Origin of the sequence: Catenuloplanes sp. NPDC051500 (assembly GCF_044454585.1) — a bacterium.
Classification (GTDB): Bacteria; Actinomycetota; Actinomycetes; order Mycobacteriales; family Micromonosporaceae; genus Catenuloplanes.
The window spans coordinates 1-16,864 of the sequence record NZ_JBITDX010000043.1; the positions used below are offsets into that span (position 1 = coordinate 1).

13 protein-coding genes are annotated in these 16,864 nt (G+C 72.6%); 9 read left to right on the plus strand and 4 right to left on the minus strand.

Annotation, left to right across the window (positions count from 1 at the left end; all coding sequences use genetic code 11):
• Nucleotides 1-386: 386 nt before the first annotated feature.
• Complete coding sequence (locus ACIA8K_RS40115) at nucleotides 387-1,226, minus strand: LysR family transcriptional regulator (RefSeq protein ID WP_396068748.1); 840 nt, start codon at nucleotides 1,224-1,226, stop codon at nucleotides 387-389.
• A gap of 69 nt (nucleotides 1,227-1,295) precedes the next feature.
• Here ACIA8K_RS40115 and ACIA8K_RS40120 point away from each other — a divergent pair, with 69 nt between their 5' ends.
• Nucleotides 1,296-2,018 (plus strand): SDR family NAD(P)-dependent oxidoreductase, encoded by a 723-nt coding sequence (locus ACIA8K_RS40120; protein ID WP_396068749.1) that lies wholly within the window; start codon nucleotides 1,296-1,298, stop codon nucleotides 2,016-2,018.
• A 142-nt stretch (nucleotides 2,019-2,160) separates the two neighbouring features.
• Here ACIA8K_RS40120 and ACIA8K_RS40125 read toward each other — a convergent pair whose 3' ends face one another.
• On the minus strand, nucleotides 2,161-4,146 hold the full coding sequence (locus tag ACIA8K_RS40125) for a DHA2 family efflux MFS transporter permease subunit (RefSeq protein WP_396068750.1): 1,986 nt from the start codon (nucleotides 4,144-4,146) through the stop codon (nucleotides 2,161-2,163).
• 122 nt (nucleotides 4,147-4,268) lie between these two features.
• Here ACIA8K_RS40125 and ACIA8K_RS40130 point away from each other — a divergent pair, with 122 nt between their 5' ends.
• The 7 genes from ACIA8K_RS40130 to ACIA8K_RS40160 all read left to right on the plus strand — a co-directional run bounded on the left by ACIA8K_RS40130 (nucleotide 4,269) and on the right by ACIA8K_RS40160 (nucleotide 15,405).
• Nucleotides 4,269-5,138, plus strand: coding sequence for a hypothetical protein (locus tag ACIA8K_RS40130; protein WP_396068751.1), 870 nt, complete (start codon nucleotides 4,269-4,271; stop codon nucleotides 5,136-5,138).
• Entirely contained in the window at nucleotides 5,135-6,961 is a 1,827-nt protein-coding gene (locus ACIA8K_RS40135) for a PrsW family glutamic-type intramembrane protease (RefSeq protein ID WP_396068752.1), read from the plus strand. The genes ACIA8K_RS40130 and ACIA8K_RS40135 overlap by 4 nt, the downstream gene beginning before the upstream one ends.
• Entirely contained in the window at nucleotides 6,958-8,094 is a 1,137-nt protein-coding gene (locus ACIA8K_RS40140) for a hypothetical protein (RefSeq protein WP_396068753.1), read from the plus strand. Before ACIA8K_RS40135 ends, ACIA8K_RS40140 begins: the two co-directional genes overlap by 4 nt.
• 362 nt (nucleotides 8,095-8,456) lie before the next feature.
• Complete coding sequence (locus ACIA8K_RS40145) at nucleotides 8,457-9,086, plus strand: fasciclin domain-containing protein (RefSeq protein ID WP_396068754.1); 630 nt, start codon at nucleotides 8,457-8,459, stop codon at nucleotides 9,084-9,086.
• A gap of 2 nt (nucleotides 9,087-9,088) precedes the next feature.
• Nucleotides 9,089-10,573, plus strand: coding sequence for a molybdopterin-dependent oxidoreductase (locus tag ACIA8K_RS40150; RefSeq protein ID WP_396068755.1), 1,485 nt, complete (start codon nucleotides 9,089-9,091; stop codon nucleotides 10,571-10,573).
• Nucleotides 10,574-10,703: 130 nt separating this feature from the next.
• On the plus strand, nucleotides 10,704-15,203 hold the full coding sequence (locus ACIA8K_RS40155) for a HEAT repeat domain-containing protein (protein ID WP_396068756.1): 4,500 nt from the start codon (nucleotides 10,704-10,706) through the stop codon (nucleotides 15,201-15,203).
• A gap of 52 nt (nucleotides 15,204-15,255) precedes the next feature.
• The gene (locus ACIA8K_RS40160; RefSeq protein WP_396068757.1) at nucleotides 15,256-15,405 is read left to right on the plus strand and encodes a hypothetical protein; all 150 of its coding nucleotides are present in this window, start codon (nucleotides 15,256-15,258) and stop codon (nucleotides 15,403-15,405) included.
• Here the strand turns inward: ACIA8K_RS40160 and ACIA8K_RS40165 are convergent, their stop codons facing one another.
• Nucleotides 15,406-15,870: a heme-degrading domain-containing protein gene (locus ACIA8K_RS40165; RefSeq protein WP_396068758.1), complete on the minus strand. Its 465-nt coding sequence runs from the start codon at nucleotides 15,868-15,870 to the stop codon at nucleotides 15,406-15,408.
• Between the two features lie 360 nt (nucleotides 15,871-16,230).
• Between ACIA8K_RS40165 and ACIA8K_RS40170 the strand changes: the two genes are divergently transcribed.
• Nucleotides 16,231-16,407 (plus strand): hypothetical protein, encoded by a 177-nt coding sequence (locus tag ACIA8K_RS40170; protein ID WP_396068759.1) that lies wholly within the window; start codon nucleotides 16,231-16,233, stop codon nucleotides 16,405-16,407.
• Nucleotides 16,408-16,425: 18 nt separating this feature from the next.
• Here ACIA8K_RS40170 and ACIA8K_RS40175 read toward each other — a convergent pair whose 3' ends face one another.
• Nucleotides 16,426-16,821 (minus strand): VOC family protein, encoded by a 396-nt coding sequence (locus ACIA8K_RS40175; RefSeq protein ID WP_396068760.1) that lies wholly within the window; start codon nucleotides 16,819-16,821, stop codon nucleotides 16,426-16,428.
• Nucleotides 16,822-16,864 lie beyond the last annotated feature (43 nt).

A 16,864-nucleotide genomic window follows, 5' to 3' on the forward strand; every position in this document is an offset into this window, starting at 1 on the left:
CCCAACCACCGACAAAGCTCTACCAGCGAAGCTGACCTGCGCTTCCGGTTGCCCCGGAGCCGGAGCGCTCCCCCCGGAGGGCCGCCGGAGGCAAACACCCCCCGCCGACCCACCCCACCAATGGACAGAGATGTCGGGGCAGGGCGTACACCGTCACCAGCCAACACAGGGCAAGACGTCGCGCCGCAGAGCGACCGTCGCCGCACAGCGCCGAAGACTGCGCAGCGCCCAACGCTGATCCTGATCGCGAAAGGTCAGCTGGACCGCATCATCGCGGACCGGGCCACCACTACCCGCTGAGCGCCCAACGCCCCAGGCGGCACCGACCTCCGCGAGCCCGCTGAATCACCAATCCCAGACAGCGCCGACCGCACGAGCCCGCCCGGTCACCGGTCCCGCGCGGCGGCGACCGCGGCCTCGACGAACGAGGCGACGTGGCGGGAGCGGGAGTGTTCCGGCCAGGCCACCACAAGTGTGGACGGCTCGGCGTCGAGGACCGGGCGGAAGACCACGCCCGGGTGCGGGCGGGTCGCGCCGGACGCCGTGACGAGCGCGACCGCCCGGCCGAGCGCGATGAGCTGCAACAGCTCGCCGGTGCCGGTGACCTGCGGGCCGGAACCGGTGACCACGCCCTCCGGCCACTGCGCCATCGGCGCGCCCGCCAGGTCCGCGAGCGTGAGCGTCAGGTGGGCGGCGAGCGGGTCGTTCTCGGCGAGCGCGAGCACCCGGTCCTCGGTGTGCAGCGGCTCGCTGTCCAGGCCGGTGAGATCGTTCTGTGGGTGGTGCAGCAGGCCGACGTCGGCGCGCCCGTCACGCAGCATGGCGGCCCGCTCGCTCAGCGAGAAGATCAGCTCCACGGGTACGGATCCGGGGCGCGCCGCGTACCCACTCATGATTTTCGGTAGTAGTCCGGCGTCGCCGCCTGCCTTCACCGTCAGCACGAGAGCCGGGCTGGCCTGACCGGCCCGGCGTGTCCGGCGGGCGGCGGCGGCGACCGCGTCGAGCGCGGTCCGACCCTCGCTGAGCAGCACCTCCCCGGCCGGGGTGAGGCCGACGGAGCGGCTGGTGCGTTCCAAAAGCGTGACGCCGAGCCGGTGTTCGAGCCGGCGGATCGCCCGGGACAGCGGCGGTTGCGCGATCCCGATCCGGTCGGCCGCGCGCCCGAAGTGCAGCTCCTCCGCGACCGCGACGAAGTAGCGCAGCTCCCGGGTCTCCACATCGTCCATATCCCCAGGGTATCGATGCCCACCCGATCGATCCTGAAGGCGGCGGCCCGCCGGTGGTTGGATGGTGGCATGGCAGACGAAAGGATCGCCCTGGTTACCGGGGCGAACAAGGGCATCGGCGCGGCGATCGCGGCAGGGCTGGTGGCACGCGGGCTGACAGTGGTGGTGGCGGCACGCGATGCGGCGAAGGGCGCCGCGGCCGCACAGGAGATCGGCGCGCAGCAGGTGACGCTTGACGTGACAGATGACGCGTCGGTGACGCAGGCGGCCAAGGAGGTCCAGGAGCGGTTCGGGCGGCTGGACGTCCTTGTCAACAACGCGGGCATCTCCGGCGGCCGGAACCAGGTGCCCGGCGCGGTCGAGATGGACACGATCCGGGCGATCTTCGAGACGAACGTGTACGGCGTCATCCGGGTCACCGAGGCGTTCCTGCCGCTGCTCCGGCAGAGCACGGACGCCCGGATCATCAACGTCTCCAGCGGCACCGCGTCGCTGGGATGGATGACCGATCCGGACCACGGTTTCGCGGCGCGCGGCACGATGGCCGGCTACCCGCCGTCGAAGACCGCGCTGAACATGCTTACCGTCCAGTACGCGAAGGCGCTTGCCGACGACGGGATCACTGTCAACGCGATCGCGCCCGGCGCCTGTAACACCGACTTCGCCACCGCGCTCGGCATCACGCTTGACCGCACCGCCGCGCAGGGCGCCGCGATCGCGATCGACCTGGCCACCGGCCCGGACCGCCCGACCGCTTCCTTCATGTCCGACGAGGGCCAGATCCCCTGGTAGAACCCTGACCGCGATCGTCAGCACCGGCACTGCCCTGCTCTTGCGCCCGCGGATCCCGCAGGGAGGCCCCCTCGGGGCCGACCGTTGCCCGCGGGAGCATGCGGACGGTGACCCCGGCGTGACGGGGTACCTGCATTGCTTGTCAGCGTGGCACTTCGTCGGTGAGACGGATGGCGATGTTGTCAAGCGCCTGATCGACGAGCGCGCGTTCGCCCGGCCCGGTCATCGTCCAGTCGTCGAGGTTCGCGTCGAGCCAGTCGCGGGCCGCGCCGCGGATGCGGTCGAGCTGTGCCTGGCCGGATTCGGTGAGCGTGACCTCGCCGTCCGCCTCGACCCGGGCATATCCGGCGTTCTCCAGGTCGGTGAAGACCGGCGCGAGCACCTCGGCCGGCACCCGGTGGGCGCGGGCGATCGCCGGAAGCTCGGCGCGGCCCCGGGCCCGCGTGTGCAGGTGGGTTTGGCCGACCGCCCAGGCCTGTGCCGGATTGAGCGCGGCGCCGGTCTGGGCGATCAGGCGGTCCATGAACGCGCCGGTCCCACCGGTCCTGCGGATGGTGTCGCCGATCGCGCGTTCCAGCGCCAGCACCCGGTCGGCGGAGTCGGGCGCGGAGAAGCCCTCGCCGACGTCTGTCGCGGCCGCGCGCACGCTGTCACGCAGCGGTCGCTCCTTGAGCAGCCACGCCACCAGGAACCCGGCCAGCGCGACCGGTACGACCCACTGGAAGACGTAGCCGATGGTGTCCGCGTAGGCCGCCACGATCGGCGCGGACTGGGCCTCGGGCAGGTTGTGCAGCGCCTGCGGGTTCGCGGCGACCGCGGGGTCGGTGCCGGTCGACGACAGCGCGGCCCCGAGCTTCGGCGTCAGGTGGTTGGTGAAGAGCGTGCCGAAGATCGCCGTGCCGAACGAGCTGCCGAGCGTACGGAAGAAGGTGACGCCGGAGGTGGCGGTGCCGAGGTCCCCGTAGGGCACCGTGTTCTGCACGACGATCGTGAGGACCTGCATGGAGAGCCCGATGCCGCAGCCGAGCACGAACATGTAGAGCGACTCGCGCAGCGCGCCGGTGCCGGGCCGCATTGTCGACATCAGGTAGAGCCCGGCGGTCAGCACCGCGGTGCCGATGATCGGGAACGCCCGGTAGCGCCCGGTGCGGCTGACCACGATGCCGGACAGGATCGACATGATGAACAGGCCCGCGACCATCGGCAGCGTGCGCACGCCGGAGTCGGTGGCGGAGATGCCGTCCACGTACTGCAGGTAGGTGGGGAGGAACGTCATCGCGCCGAGCATGGCGAAGCCGACGATGAACGCGAGCGTGGAGCAGACCGCGAACACCGAGTTGCGGAACAGGCGCATCGGCAGCATCGGCTCGCGCGCCCGCAGCTCCACCGCCACGAACGCGGTCAGCAGCGCCACCGAGCCGGCGAACAGCCCGATGATCATCGGGGAGCGCCAGGCGTACTCGCTGCCGCCCCAGGACAGGGCCAGGATCAGCCCGGACGCACCCAGCGCGACGAGCGCCACACCCGCGTAGTCGATCACCGGGCGCGCGACAGCCCTGACCGAGGGCAGCGCGCGGGCGGACACCACCAGGACCACGATCGCCACGGGTACGTTGATGTAGAACGCCCACCGCCAGCTCGCATGGTCGGTGAACAGGCCGCCGAGCGTGGGCCCGACCACCGTGGTGACACCGAAGACCGCACCGAGCGCGCCCTGGTAGCGGCCGCGGTCCTGAAGCGGGATGACGTCCGCGATCAGCGCCATCGCGGTGACCATCAGCCCGCCCGCGCCGATCCCCTGCACCGCGCGCGCCGCGATCAGCACCAGCATGTCGCCGGCCAGCCCGCAGACCATCGAGCCGGCGATGAACACCACTGTGCTGACCTGGAAGATCACCTTCCGGCCGAACAGGTCGCCGAACTTGCCCGCAAGCACTGTCGCCACGGTCTCGGCAAGCAGATAGGACGTGACGACCCAGGACATGTGCCCGGCGCCGCCGAGGTCGGCCACGATTGTCGGCAACGCGGTCGAGACGATCGTCGAGTCCAGCGCGGCCAGCAGCATGCCGAGCAGGATCGCGGTGAAGACGACGTTCACCTGCCGGCGACTCAACGGTGCGGTCGTCATGCGGTCAGTCTCGCGGCGCGTGCCCGCAGTTGCGGCCAAAACAAGGCAATTGCCGACAAGCCCAACCCCACGTCAACACCCGGCCTGAGGGTACGCCGTGCGGCTGCACTACCGTGCTGCGGATGATCGATCGTACGGGGCGATGGATCGGGCTGATCGGTGCCGTTCTGTGCTGTGCATGGGCGGCGACCGGCCTGAACCTGCCCGGACTGACATTCGAGGGCGGGGACGCGATCCCTGTCGACGCCGCCGACATCTACATTCGGGACGACGCCACAGGCCTCGCCGCGTTTCTCGTCGCGCTCGACACGGAGAAGCTCAGTCTGCTGCTCGGCATGGCGTTCGCCGCCGCGCTCACGCTCGGCGTCCGGTCCGGGTGGAGTCGCGTGGCCGGGCCACTCTGGCTCGCGCTCCTCGCGACCGCCATCATGGCCGAGGCCACCGACGTGCAGTCGAGCAGCTACATCACGGAGTACGTCGGCTACCCGGACGAGATCACCGCCACGCTGTACGGCGCCGGCGCGCTGCTTGTGCTCTCCGCGCTCGCCCTCGCCTGCGGCCTCTACCTGGTGCACGACGCGCTGCTGGTGCTGCTGATGCTCGGCGCCGCGGGCCTGCACCTGGCGATGCTCGCCCAGGCGCCGTCGATCTTCGAGGAGGGAAAGTACCTCCAGACGCGGTTCACCTGGGAGGCGTGGCTGCCCGCCTGGCTGATGCTCGGCGCGGCCGCGTTCGGGATCGTCGCCGCTGTCGCCTCCTACCGACTGCGCCGCCGGCCGGCCGCACCCCGGGTGTGGACCGCCGCCGCACTGGTCCGCGGCGTGTCCGGAACCCCCGGCACCCCGCCCGGCTTCGAGCCCCACCCCCGGCTGCGCACCATGCTGCTGGCCGGCGTTCTCGGCACACTCATGATCGTCGGCGCGTTCGTCGCCGGCCACGCCGCACCACCGCCGGAGCCCGTCTCCGTGCCGACCCCGAGGACGACCCGATGAGCGCCCGGAATCTGCGGTCCGCGCCGCTCGTATACGTCTCGATGGCGCTGGCAGCCGCCTGGCTCGTGCAGATGTGGTACGACCTGGCACAGCGAACCTCGGACCAGGTGGAGGAGAGCTGGTTCGGGCTGCTCACCGACGTCTGGCCGGCCGAGGTGCACGTGTCGTTCTGGGCGGCGGTCGCCGGGGCGCTTGTCGCGCTCGCGCTCGCGGTGCCCGCGCTCGGGGTCCGGCTGCTCGCCGGGCCGGAGCGCGGCCGGGTGCCGCTGACCATCCTCGGCGTGCTCGCGTCAGTCGCGCTTCTCGCGCCGTACCTGGTCCTGGCCGGGCACGCGATCGGCCGCAACGCGCTGTGGCTGCTGCTCTGCCTGCCCACGACCGCAGCCGGGCTGTGGCTGGTCCGCCGCGTCGAACGCCTGCGCCGCGTACCGTGGTGGCTCCTGATCGTCGCGGCGTCGTGGGGCGCCCTCGTCGCCTACGGGTTCGCGGCCGGCATGGCCACCTGGTTCGCCGACTACCTGCCCGCACTGTTCATCGGCGACGCCAAGAACGCGCCGGACATCCTTGCCGCGCGCTGGCTGGCAAGCGGCTACCAGCAGAATCTCTCCGCCGTCGCCTCGGAGCTCGGCAAGGGCGCCGGGGTCGGGCTGATCTACCTGTACTTCCGGAACCGGTTCACAGGCGTCGCATCAGGCATCGCGATCGGCGCCGCGACCGGCCTCGGCTTCAACCTGGCGCACACGCTGCCAAACATCGCGCTGCAGGGCGGCTACCAGTTCTGGACCCTCCAGGTGTACGGCCTGCTGACCGGGAACGCACTGTTCACGGCGCTGACCGGCGCGGGTTTTGGCGCGGCGACCCGACTCCGGGAGCCGAAGCTGCGCCGAGTCGTGATCACCTGCGGCTTCCTCGCCGCGATCGGCAACCAGGCACTGACCGTGAGCGCCTTCCACTGGTACGTGTCGCTGCGCGCCGACGCGCTCGGCGAGTCGGCGACCGACTATCTGCTTGTGCAGCCGCTCGTCCAGTTGGTGGTGCAGTCACCGGCGCTCGTGCTGTGCGCGGTGTTGCTCTGGTCCGGGACCCGCAGCGTGCGCGCCGGGCTGGCGACGGCGCTTGACGCCGAGGTGGCAACCGGACGGGGCGCGGTGACCGGCGCGGAGCTGGGCGTGCTGCTGTCACCGGCCCGCCGGCTGTGGCTGCGCGGGACCGTGCTGCGGACCTCAGGCTTCCCGGCGTGCCGGGCGTTGGACCGGGTGCTCGCCGCACAGTACGACCTGGCGGCGGCGGGATGGCGGGTGCTCCGCGACACTGTAGGTGCTGTCGCACCCCGACCGTTCACGGTGCCTCCGACGCAGGGCCCTCAGGTACCGGGAATTCAGGGGCCGGGGCCGCAAGGGCCTCAGGGTTCGCCGGCGCCGATGCCCTTCTCTGCGCACGCGGCCCTGTCGCCGCACGCAGTCTCGTCGCCACAGGCGATGCCGTCACCACAGACGATGCCGCCGGGGCACGCCATGCCGTCACCACAGACGATGCCCTCGCCGCAGACGATGCCGCCGGGGCAGGTAATGCCGACACGGCACGAGATGCCATCGGGGCAGGTGATGCCGACGGGACAGGCGATGCCTACGGGACAGGCGATGCCGTCGGGGCAGGGAGGGGCCGCATCGCAGATGGCTTTGCTGCCGCCCTCGATGGTGCCGACTTCGCCGGTGGGGTCCCCGCCGCAGGTTGGCGAGGAAGCGGATGGGCTCGCCGCGCTTGAGGCGCTGCGAGAGACGGTCATGGTCCGTAAGGCCGAGTTGGCGAAGGTGGCGGCATGATTCGGCGACTGGGGTCCGCGAGCATGATCGCCCTCGCGTTCCTGCTGTTCACGCCCGGTGCGGCGCAGGCCTCGTCCCTCGCGGTGGACGACAACCCGACCAGTGTGCCGTCTTATGTCGCCGCGGCCGTGGTCCTCCTCGTCGCGGCCGTAACGGTCGCGGTGCTGTCGTTCCTGCAGTTCCGGCGCGGCACGATGGCACTCGACGAGTTGGGCCGGGTGATGCACGCGCTACGCGGCTATCCGGACGCGCCCGGAGGCCCGGCCCTCACCCCGCCGGTAGCGGACGGGCGATCCGGCCAGCCGTTCTCGGCCTCTCTTCAGCAGCCACCCCACCTCCAGGCGCCCGCACCGCACCCGACCCCCGCACCGCACCCGACCCCCGCGCCGCACCCGCTTCCCGCTCCGCACCCGGCGCCCGCACCGCATGCGGTCCCCAACCCGGCGCCTGCACCGCATGCGGTCCTCGCTCCGGCCCCCGCGCCGCAGCCGTCCCCGGTTTCTCAGCCCACCGTCGCGCCGCAGTGGCACCCGGCTCCGGCCGCGCCGCGGTCGCTGGACCCGCGGGCGATCAAGGGCGCCACCGAATCCACCCGGCGGTACGCGGTGGGCACGCCGGTGCCGCACCGGGCGTACACCCTCGATGTGGAGGCTTTTGAACGGGAGTTGCGGCCCGCGCTCGACCAGGCGGTGACTTACGGGCACGCGGCCGGGCTGCAGGCGTTCGTCCAGGGGAACCTGCCCCGGCTGACCGACCTCCGGGCCGGCAGGGTGCCGCTTGTGGAGACCTGGGGCCGCACCCCGCCGCCGGCCGACCCGCAGGAGCTGGCCGCGCTGGCGCTCACCGCCTTCTACCTGCCGCATCACGACGTCGGTCTCGGCACGCTCTGGCAGGACGCGATCCTGGAGCTGGACGCGGCGTTCGGCGACGCGGGCGGGCCGATCGTGCTGGGCGCGGCGATGGGCGCGTTCGACCCGGGTCGCCGCGGCTCGTACCTGCTCACCTGGGCGACGGTGCGGGAGCATCTGACCACGCTCACCCGGGTCCCGGCGCGCACTCCGGCAATCGACGCGGTCCAGCGCATGCTGGCGGCCGCGGACCAGGCGGGCCGAGGGCTCTACATCACGTTCTGAGCGCCGGCCATCTGACCACCGTCTCAGACGGCACCGGATACGCGCGCCGCCGAATGCCCGCGCCGCCGGATGCGCGCCGCCAGATACGCGCCGCCGGGTGGACCGTCGGCGCGGGCGCCCGCCGCGCGAGCCGTTCGCCGGCAGCCGCGCCGTGCCCGGCGCCAGACCCTGCACAGGCCCTCCCACCTGCGCTGATGCCGTTCGTGCAGCCGTCGGCGCCCAGGTCTGAGGTTCCTTCGGGGGACCTGCCGGGAAGTTTTTTGAAACCCCACCCATCCGTCCGCCGGGGGGTCGCCGAATCCCTCATAACAGTCCTGACCCGGACTCAAGTCACTATGAGGGGACATATCACCATGCGTACCATGCGAATGATCACCATCGCGACCGCCGCCACGCTCTGCCTCGGCCTCGCCGCCTGCGGTGGGAGCGACGAGGCGGAGACCAGCACGGCGGCGACCGGGATGGCCACGCCGGCCGCGACCGGGATGGCGAGCAGCGCGGCGGCGGCCACCTCGGGCGAGTTCGGCGCGGGTTGTGCGGCAGTGCCGACCGACCCGAGCAACGCGGGCAGCTTCCAGGCGATGGCGCAGGTGCCGGTCGCGACCGCGGCGTCCGGCAACCCGGTGCTCAGCACGCTTGTCACAGCGGTCAAGGAGGCCGGCCTGGTTGACTCGCTGAACAGCGCGCCCGCGCTGACCGTGTTCGCACCTGCCAACGACGCGTTCGCGAAGATCCCGAAGGCTGACCTGGACAAGGTGCTCGCGGACAAGAAGCAGCTCACGGACGTCCTCACGTTCCACGCGGTGGCCGGCCGGCTGGCGCCCGCGCAGCTCGCGGGTGAGCACGAGACGCTTCAGGGCGGCAAGCTGACCGTCACCGGCAGCGGCGAGAACTTCACGGTCAACGGCAACTCCATGGTGGTCTGCGGCAACGTGCAGACCGCGAACGCGACCGTCTACATCATCGACACCGTGCTCATGCCGAAGAGCTGATCATGCGCGCCCACTCTCTGAGCGGGCTGATCGCGGCCGGTGCCGGGGTCGCGGCGGGCGAGTTACTCGCCGCCGCGGCCCGGCCGGGCGCCAGTCCGGTCCTCTCCGTCGGCGCCGCGGTCATCGACGCGACGCCGACCCCGGTCAAGGAATTCGCGGTACGCACGTTCGGCACCGCGGACAAGCCACTCCTGCTCACCGGCATTGCGGTCGTCATGGCCGTGCTGTCAGTACTGCTCACCATCGCGGCCCGCCGCAACCTGTTCTGGGGTCTGCTGGGCTGCGCCGCGTTCGGTCTGGCCGGCGCGGCGGCCGCGGTGACCCGCCCGACCGGCGGACCACTTGACGCGCTGCCCTCGCTCGTCGCCGGTGCGGTCGCGGCGGTCGCGCTGACCTACCTCCTCCGGGTCGCCCGTACGGCGGCCCCCACGAACGGGCGACGCGGCTTCCTCACCGCGCTCGCGTTGATGGCCGCGGGCGCCGCGGCCGGTGGAGCGGCCACGGCCCTGCTGCGCACTCGGGCCGGCCGGTCAGCCGCCGAGAACCGCGCGGCCGTGCGCCTGCCACCACCCACCGACCCGGCGCCCGCGCTACCCCCGGGCACCCCGCCCGACTTCCTCACCACGAACGCGAACTTCTACCGCGTCGACACCGCGCTCACGCTTCCCCAACTGGACCCGGCGGAGTGGAAGCTACGGATCCACGGCATGGTGCGCAATCCGGTCACACTCGATCTCGACGAGCTGCTCGCGCGGCGTACCCTCGAACGGTTTCAGACCTTGACCTGTGTCTCCAACGAGGTCGGCGGGCCCTACACCGGGACCGCGCGCTGGCTGGGCGTGCCGCTGCGCGAGCTGCTCGACGAGGCCGGGGTCGATCCGGCCGCGAACCAGCTGGTGGCGCGCGGTGCGGACGGCATGACCATCGGCACCCCGACGAGCGTGGTGCTTGACGGCCGTGAGGCCATGCTCGCGTTCGGCATGAACGGCGAGCCGCTGCCGATCACCCACGGTTTCCCGGTCCGCATGCTGACGCCCGGCCTGTACGGCTATGCGGGCTCCTGCAAGTGGATCACCGAGCTGGAGCTGACCACGTTCGACGCGTACGACGCGTACTGGGTCGAACGCGGCTGGGCGGCCAACGGCCCGGTCAAGATCGCATCCCGCGTCGATCGTCCGGCCCCGTTCACCCGCGTGACGTCCGGCGAGAGCGTGACGATCTCCGGCGTCGCGTGGGCGGTGCACACAGGCATCTCCGCGGTCGAGGTGCAGATCGACGACGGCGACTGGCAGGCGGCGACAGTGCTGCCGCCGCCGACCGACGACACCTGGGTCCAGTGGCGCCTGCCCTGGACACCGGCACCTGGCGGCCACACGCTGCGCGTTCGCGCCACCGACCGGAACGGCACGGTGCAGACCGCGGACCGCGCCACCCCGTTCCCGAGCGGCGCGACCGGCCAGCACACGATCTCCGTCACCGCCGGCTGAGCCGTTCCCGCCCAGCCGGCCCGGAGCGACGACGACAGCCCGGAGCGCGGGTGCGGCGGCACATCCGGCATGAGACGGAGCGCACCGGCGGTGCCGGGCCATCGCGATGCAGCCTCTAGCATCGGGCGGCATGACACGGGTGAGCGGGCCGGTACGGGATGCGGTGCGGCGTGGCGACCTCGGCTGGCTCGCCGCCCACCTCCGCCCGGAGGACTGCACACCGGCTGTGCTGCGGCTGCTCGTCCGTCACGACGACCCCCTGCTGCGGCACCTGGGCCTGGAGCTGCTCGACGCACGGATCGGCAGGCACCCGGCCGAGGAGCCCGAGCTGGCCGGCCTGCTTCCCCGGACGCCTGACGGGCCGCCGGAGACCTCGCTGCTCCTGGCCCGTCTCCAGCAGCGGCTCTGGCGGCATCTCCCCCGGCCGCGCTGGCGGGACGCGCAGCTGCCGGCCCGCGTGCGGATCGCCTGGCTGCGGGCGGAGATCGCCAACGAGCCGGGCATCCTCCGGGGCGAGCCGGCGGGCGAGCTGCTCTACCAGGCGCTCACCGACATCGAGCCGGTACGACCCGAGGAGCTGGTCCGGGAGCTGTCCCGGAGCGCCGACCCGGTGCTGCGCGGCACGGCGCTGCGTCTGGCACGCGAAGGGCTGCACGCCGCGCTGCTGGCTCCGGGCCGGGCCCGCGAGCATATCGACCGGCTGCTCGACCACCCGCGCACACCTGAAGCGGTCGCCGCGCTGCGGGAGCTCGCCGAGCCGTGGGCCGCGTTCGCCCCGATCCCACGGGAACGACTGAGCCCTTTCCTGGCCGCCTCGCCCGGCGCGGCGCCGGACCCGGACGGGATCGACGCGGCCCTCGCGGTCGCGGCCCGGCACGGACACGGCGACCTGCTGCGGGACGTCATCGCGGACGAGGCGATGCCGCCACGATCCCGGCAGACGGCCCTGGAGGCGCTGGGCGCGCTCGCCGGGCGTGCCGACATTCCGGAGATCACGGCGCTCGCGGCCACCGACCCGCTGCTGCTCGGCGGGTCCGCGGTCGCGTGCCTGCGGGCGATGCACAGGCGTGGCCTCTTCCCCGGCGCCGACGACGCGGCCGCGGTGGTGGATCTCGCGCTTGCCGACCACCGTATTTACGCGGCGGAGGTGGCCACGATCCTGTTCACCTGCCGGCACGCGGCCCTGCGCGCGCTTGTCGCCGAGGACGCCGACGACCCGTCGTGGCCGCGGCGCCTGGCGCTGCTTGTCGGCCTGGCCGGTCAGGGAGACGACGGACTTCCGGTCGGCGACGTCATCACCGGAGTGCTGACCCGGGCGGCCCGGCCGCGTCCGTTCCTGGACGCGATCCGCGCGCTGCAGTACCACCCGGCCGAGGCTGCGGTCCTCGACGCGTTGCCGCGGGCGCCCGATGCGGCGTTGCACGCGCTCGAGGCCATCGGCGGGTCACGCACGGTGGCGGCGCTTGAGGACGGGCCGGTCCGCCACCACGCGCTCGAACTGCTGTGGCATCTCACAGACGATCCGGACCGGCGGCGCACGATCCTGGCCCGCCTCGACCCGCGCGACCTTCCCCGCCGGATCGTGTCCGACCTCGGTGCCCCCGACCGCCGGGAACTGGCCCTGCTGGCCGCGGACCTCGACCCGGAGGATCCCGTGCGGGCGCTTGTCACGCTGGCCCGCAACGGCGACGCCGGCACGCTGCCGAGCATCGCCGACGTCCTGCTGCGGATCGTGTCCGGCCTCGCGGCCCCGTCCGAGCCGGTGCCCGAGGAGGAACCCGCCGTCCCCGAGGAGGTGGTCGCCGCCGTCCGCGCGCTCGGCGCACGCCTCCACCACAGGGGGAAACTCCGGCCGTTCTGTCTGCGCGAGGCCGCCGACGCGGACGCTGCCGGGCACGCGCTCGTCGCGACCGTGACGCTCGACCTGCTGGACCGTCCCGGCCTCTCCGCCGGCGAACAGGCGATCCTGCTGGCCCTGCTGCGGGAGGCCCCGTACCCGGGCACCAGGGCCAGGGTGCACCGGCTGCTGCGCCACCGCGACCGCCACGTCCGCAAACAGGTGATCGCGCTGCTCGCCGCCGGTGACGGCGTCGACGGCCTTTCGGCAAGCCTGATCGCGCTCACCGCCGCGGGCGACACGCCTACGGTCCGGCAGGCGCTTCGCGCGCTCGGGGGTATCCGGGCCCGATGGGCCGCGCCCGCCATCGCGGCATGTCTCGACCACCCCACCATGAACATCAAGAAGACCGCCGCCGAGGCTCTGGTGCGGGCCGGCACGCCCGCCGTGGTGCCCGCACTGCTGTTCTGGCTCGGCCACCACGACAACCCGGGGCTGCGCGCCACGCTCGTCGAGGCGCTCCGGACGATCCTCGGCGACGCCTACCCGGCCACAGTCCTCGCGGCGGCGGAGCGGTCCGGCGACGACCGTACCCGTGAGCTGCTGCTCGACGGGCTCGGCCGGCTGCCGTCAGCGCGTGCCGCCGACGCCCTGGCCCGGCAGGGGTCACCGATCGCGCCGCTCCTGCTCGCGATGGTCGCCGCGGGCCGGGTCACGCTCGCCTCCGGCACCGTCGACGAGCTTGCCGCACAGCTGGCGGCGCACGGGATCGCCGTACCGTCGAGGCGGACTGCGACCACCGACGACCGGGCCGACGAGGACGTCGACGCGCTTGCACTCGACGGCTGGGACGCCGAGACCGCCCTGCGACTCGTCCACCGGCAGGCGCGCCTGCACACCGACGTCGCCCGGCCGGCGGTGGACAGGTTGCGGCCGATGCTCGCGGACTGGTTCCGCCTGGCCGACGCCGTGCCTGATGCCCGCGCCTCGATCCTCCTGTTCACCGTGCGGCTCTGTCCCGCCCCGTGGTCGGCAGACGAGGTCAACACCATCACCCACGCCGCCGGTACGCTTGTCAGCGGCCTGGCCGAGACCACAGGTGACGACCGGGACGAGCTGCTCGCGGTGGTTGAGGCGGTCGCGCCGGAGCTGGGCGCGCAGACGCCCGGCCTCGTCTCCCGGATCCGTGCGCTGCCGCCCACCGCTGCCGGGCGACGCTCGACGCTTACCCTGCTTCGCCGGTGCGGCGCCGTGCTGACCCGGGCCGACCTGGAGCAGGCGCTTGCCGCAGCCCGGCTCGGCCCCGATCCCTGGCGTGCCGAGGCCGCGCTCCTCCGCGACGCCTTCGCGTGCGCTTCCACAGCCGTTTCCACCGCCGCGTCCACTTCCGGTGGGTCTGCCGCCTGGCGGCTCGCACTTGAGGCCGCCGCGCGTACCCCCGCGGCCCTTGCTGTGTTCCGTGCCCGTGCGGACCACCCGGGTACGTCGCGGGAGCGTCTCGACGCGCTCATCGACGTGTTCGCGTCGACCGGCCAGGAGGCCCGCGCCGCGCTGCTGGACTGGATGGAGGCGCTCCAGCCGATCGACGCGCCGCGCTGGACGCTTGCCGAGGACGCCCACCGGGCCGTCGAGCCCTACCGGACGCCGCGCGACGGCGACCTGGACCAGCCGCGGTCGGCTGCCCAACGCGCACGCCTGCTCGCCGCCCTCGATGCGCCGGACGCCGCCCGGCGCGACGCCGCGGCCTCAGCGTTGCGGCACTGGCCCGAGCCGGAGACCAGGAGCGCGGTGCTGCGCGCGTACCTGGACGGGCGGGTCGACGTGACGCTCACCGCCGATCTCGCCGGCGCCCTGACCGGCCTCGCGCTCGACGACGACACCGAGACCTTCCGGGAGCGGGCCGCCCGCGCCGCGTGGCACCTCGACCCGGACAGCCTCCACCGCCTGCTCCCGTCATTGCTTGACTTGTGGGAGCGGGGTGGACCGGCCACCCGTGCGGCCGCCGCACAGGCACTCGGGAAGGTCCCGGACGACACCGTCGCGGAGCGCCTCGCGGGCCGCCTCGACGCGGGCGCCTGGGGCTTCCTCGATCTGCTCGCCGATCGGCCGCTGCTGCGCACGCCGGCACTGACCGAGACCGTGCGGCGGTTGCGGGCCGGCGGCCGGGACGACCTCGCCGACCGGCTCACCCTGGTGGACGGGCCGCTACGCGCACCTGGCACGGACGGCGGCGAGTCCGCCACGCTCGCGGCGCTGCGGGAGCGACAGCAGCCGCCGGACAGCCCTGGCGGACCGGCGCGGGCCGACCTGATCAGGCTGGCCCGGAGCGGAGACCCCGCACAGATCCGTCGCGCGCTCACCGGCCTGGCTGAGGCGCACGAGGACGGCCGGCCCGACCCCGAACTGGAGGGAGTGCTGGCCGGCCTGCTCCACCATCCTGAGTCCCGAGTCAGACTGCAGGCCCATCGCGCCGGGCGGCGGGTCCTCGACCGCGCCACCTACCTGCGCCACACCGCGGTGCTTCTCGACGATCCCGAGCCGGACGTGGTCAGGTCCGCGGTCGGCACGCTCAGTCACGCCGCCTACCGGCCGGCGATCCCCGCCATCGCCGGCCTGCTCGTCCACCCACGCACTGCGGTCCGCCGGGCCGCCGCCGACGCGCTGGTCCGCATCGGGCCGCCGGCGGTCCCCGCGCTCACCTACGCCGCGAGCCACGCCCGCCCGGACAAGCGGCACCACTACACCGCGGTGCTTGACCTGCTGACCGAGGCCGGGCCCGCCGGTCTTGGATGATCCGGTTGTGGGGTTCCACGTGCGTGGGGCCGTGGTGTGTCACGCTGAGCTGATGGAGCAGCAGAAGAGCACGAACGAGCGCTGGCGGCAGATGCCGGAGCGGGTGCGCCCGGAGGACCAGAAGGCCACCAAGGCGGTCGGCCCACCGCCGGCGAACCAGGTGATCAGCGGCGACGCACCGGCGCCGGACCCGCAGGGCTGATCAGCTGAGGAACGACTCAAGCACCTCGACCACAAGCGCGTGGTCGTTCGCCTGGGGCAGGCCGGAGACGGTGATGACGCCGACCACGCCGACGTCGCGGATCCGGATCGGGAACGCGCCGCCGTGTGCGGCGTAGTCCGCCGGGTCGACGCCCTGAGCCGCGTCAAGCGCCCGGTCCTTGGCTGCGAGGCGGCGGCCGACCAGGTAGGAGCTGGCCTGGAAGCGCTCGACCACGCGGACCTTCCGGTCGATCCAGCGGTCGTTGTCCGGCGCGGTGCCGGGCAGCGCGGCGTGGAACAGCTGCTGGCCCGCGCGGCGGATGTCGACGGTGACGGACAGGCCGCGCTCGCGGGCGGTGTCGGCGAGCAGCACGCCGAGGCGCCAGGCGTCGTCGTTGTCGAAGCGGGTGAACTGCAGTCGCTCCTCCTGCTCCTCGATGCGTGCGATCAGGTCGGTGTCGCTCATGCCCGTACCCCCTCGGTAGGTCTTGATCTTTTCACAACGGCCGACGCTGTCGGATTGTCTGCATATTTCGCGACTTAGCGCTTGATCGGCGTGTGATCTTGCTCGTGCCGGGCCGAAACGATCTGATTGCCGACTCGCCGCGTTGCACACGTTGAGTAAGGTGCGCGGCAGCGAAGCAACGATCAACAGGAGTCACTGATGCGCGGTCCAGAGCACGACGAGATTGTGAAGTCCATGGTTGAGCTGCTTCTCTCGGCACTCCCGGACGACAAGGCTCGGATCGTCGCGGCCGGTGAGACCGACCTCGGTCACTCCACCTCATCACTTTCGGTTATCGATTCGGATGGCACGATCACGGCGGTGGCCGCTCCAGAGCCGGACTTCGACCTGACCGTGATCAAGCTGTGGGACGACACCGCGGTGGCGGGCGCGGAGCCGTGGAATGCCTACACGCTCACCGTGGAGCAGGACGGCACGTTCGCGCTGGAACTGTCCTACGTGTCCCCCGACCCGGAGCCGGACGCCCTCATCGTCTGAAAGCGCCCGGTCTCGCGGTCAGGCGTACGACGCCTCGACCGCGAGCAGGTGGTCGTGGTCGTAGCTGCCCGGCGGCGGCACCACGAGACAGAACTCGTTGCCCTGCGGGTCGGCGAGCGTCGCGATCTCGTAGCCGCCGTCGTCGTGCGGCGCCTCCACCAGCTGCGCGCCCAGCTCAAGCAGCCGCTGCAGCTCTCCACGCATGTCGGTGAGCTGTATGTCGAGATGCATGCGGTTCTTGCCGCGTTTGGCCTCCGGCACCGCCTGGAAGATCAGGTCGGGCCATCGACCTGACGGGTCGACGATGCGCTGGTAGGGGGGCTCCCACGAGCCGACCCGGAAGCCCAGCGCCTGGGACCAGAACTCGGCGAGTGGCTGCGGATCAACGCAGTCGAGAATGTGGACCAGACGCATGGAGCGGTGGCCTCCCGTCAAACCGGTAGATGAAAGTCAAGCC

Bases quoted from the DNA above. Each gene is read 5' to 3' on its own strand.
- ACIA8K_RS40155 (WP_396068756.1), top strand. From the start codon at position 10,704: ATGACACGGGTGAGCGGGCCGGTACGGGATGCGGTGCGGCGTGGCGAC.
- ACIA8K_RS40150 (WP_396068755.1), top strand. From the start codon at position 9,089: ATGCGCGCCCACTCTCTGAGCGGGCTGATCGCGGCCGGTGCCGGGGTC.
- ACIA8K_RS40160 (WP_396068757.1), top strand. From the start codon at position 15,256: ATGGAGCAGCAGAAGAGCACGAACGAGCGCTGGCGGCAGATGCCGGAG.
- ACIA8K_RS40115 (WP_396068748.1), bottom strand. From the start codon at position 1,226: ATGGACGATGTGGAGACCCGGGAGCTGCGCTACTTCGTCGCGGTCGCG.
- ACIA8K_RS40135 (WP_396068752.1), top strand. From the start codon at position 5,135: ATGAGCGCCCGGAATCTGCGGTCCGCGCCGCTCGTATACGTCTCGATG.
- ACIA8K_RS40125 (WP_396068750.1), bottom strand. From the start codon at position 4,146: ATGACGACCGCACCGTTGAGTCGCCGGCAGGTGAACGTCGTCTTCACC.
- ACIA8K_RS40140 (WP_396068753.1), top strand. From the start codon at position 6,958: ATGATTCGGCGACTGGGGTCCGCGAGCATGATCGCCCTCGCGTTCCTG.
- ACIA8K_RS40145 (WP_396068754.1), top strand. From the start codon at position 8,457: ATGCGAATGATCACCATCGCGACCGCCGCCACGCTCTGCCTCGGCCTC.
- ACIA8K_RS40120 (WP_396068749.1), top strand. From the start codon at position 1,296: ATGGCAGACGAAAGGATCGCCCTGGTTACCGGGGCGAACAAGGGCATC.
- ACIA8K_RS40165 (WP_396068758.1), bottom strand. From the start codon at position 15,870: ATGAGCGACACCGACCTGATCGCACGCATCGAGGAGCAGGAGGAGCGA.
- ACIA8K_RS40175 (WP_396068760.1), bottom strand. From the start codon at position 16,821: ATGCGTCTGGTCCACATTCTCGACTGCGTTGATCCGCAGCCACTCGCC.
- ACIA8K_RS40130 (WP_396068751.1), top strand. From the start codon at position 4,269: ATGATCGATCGTACGGGGCGATGGATCGGGCTGATCGGTGCCGTTCTG.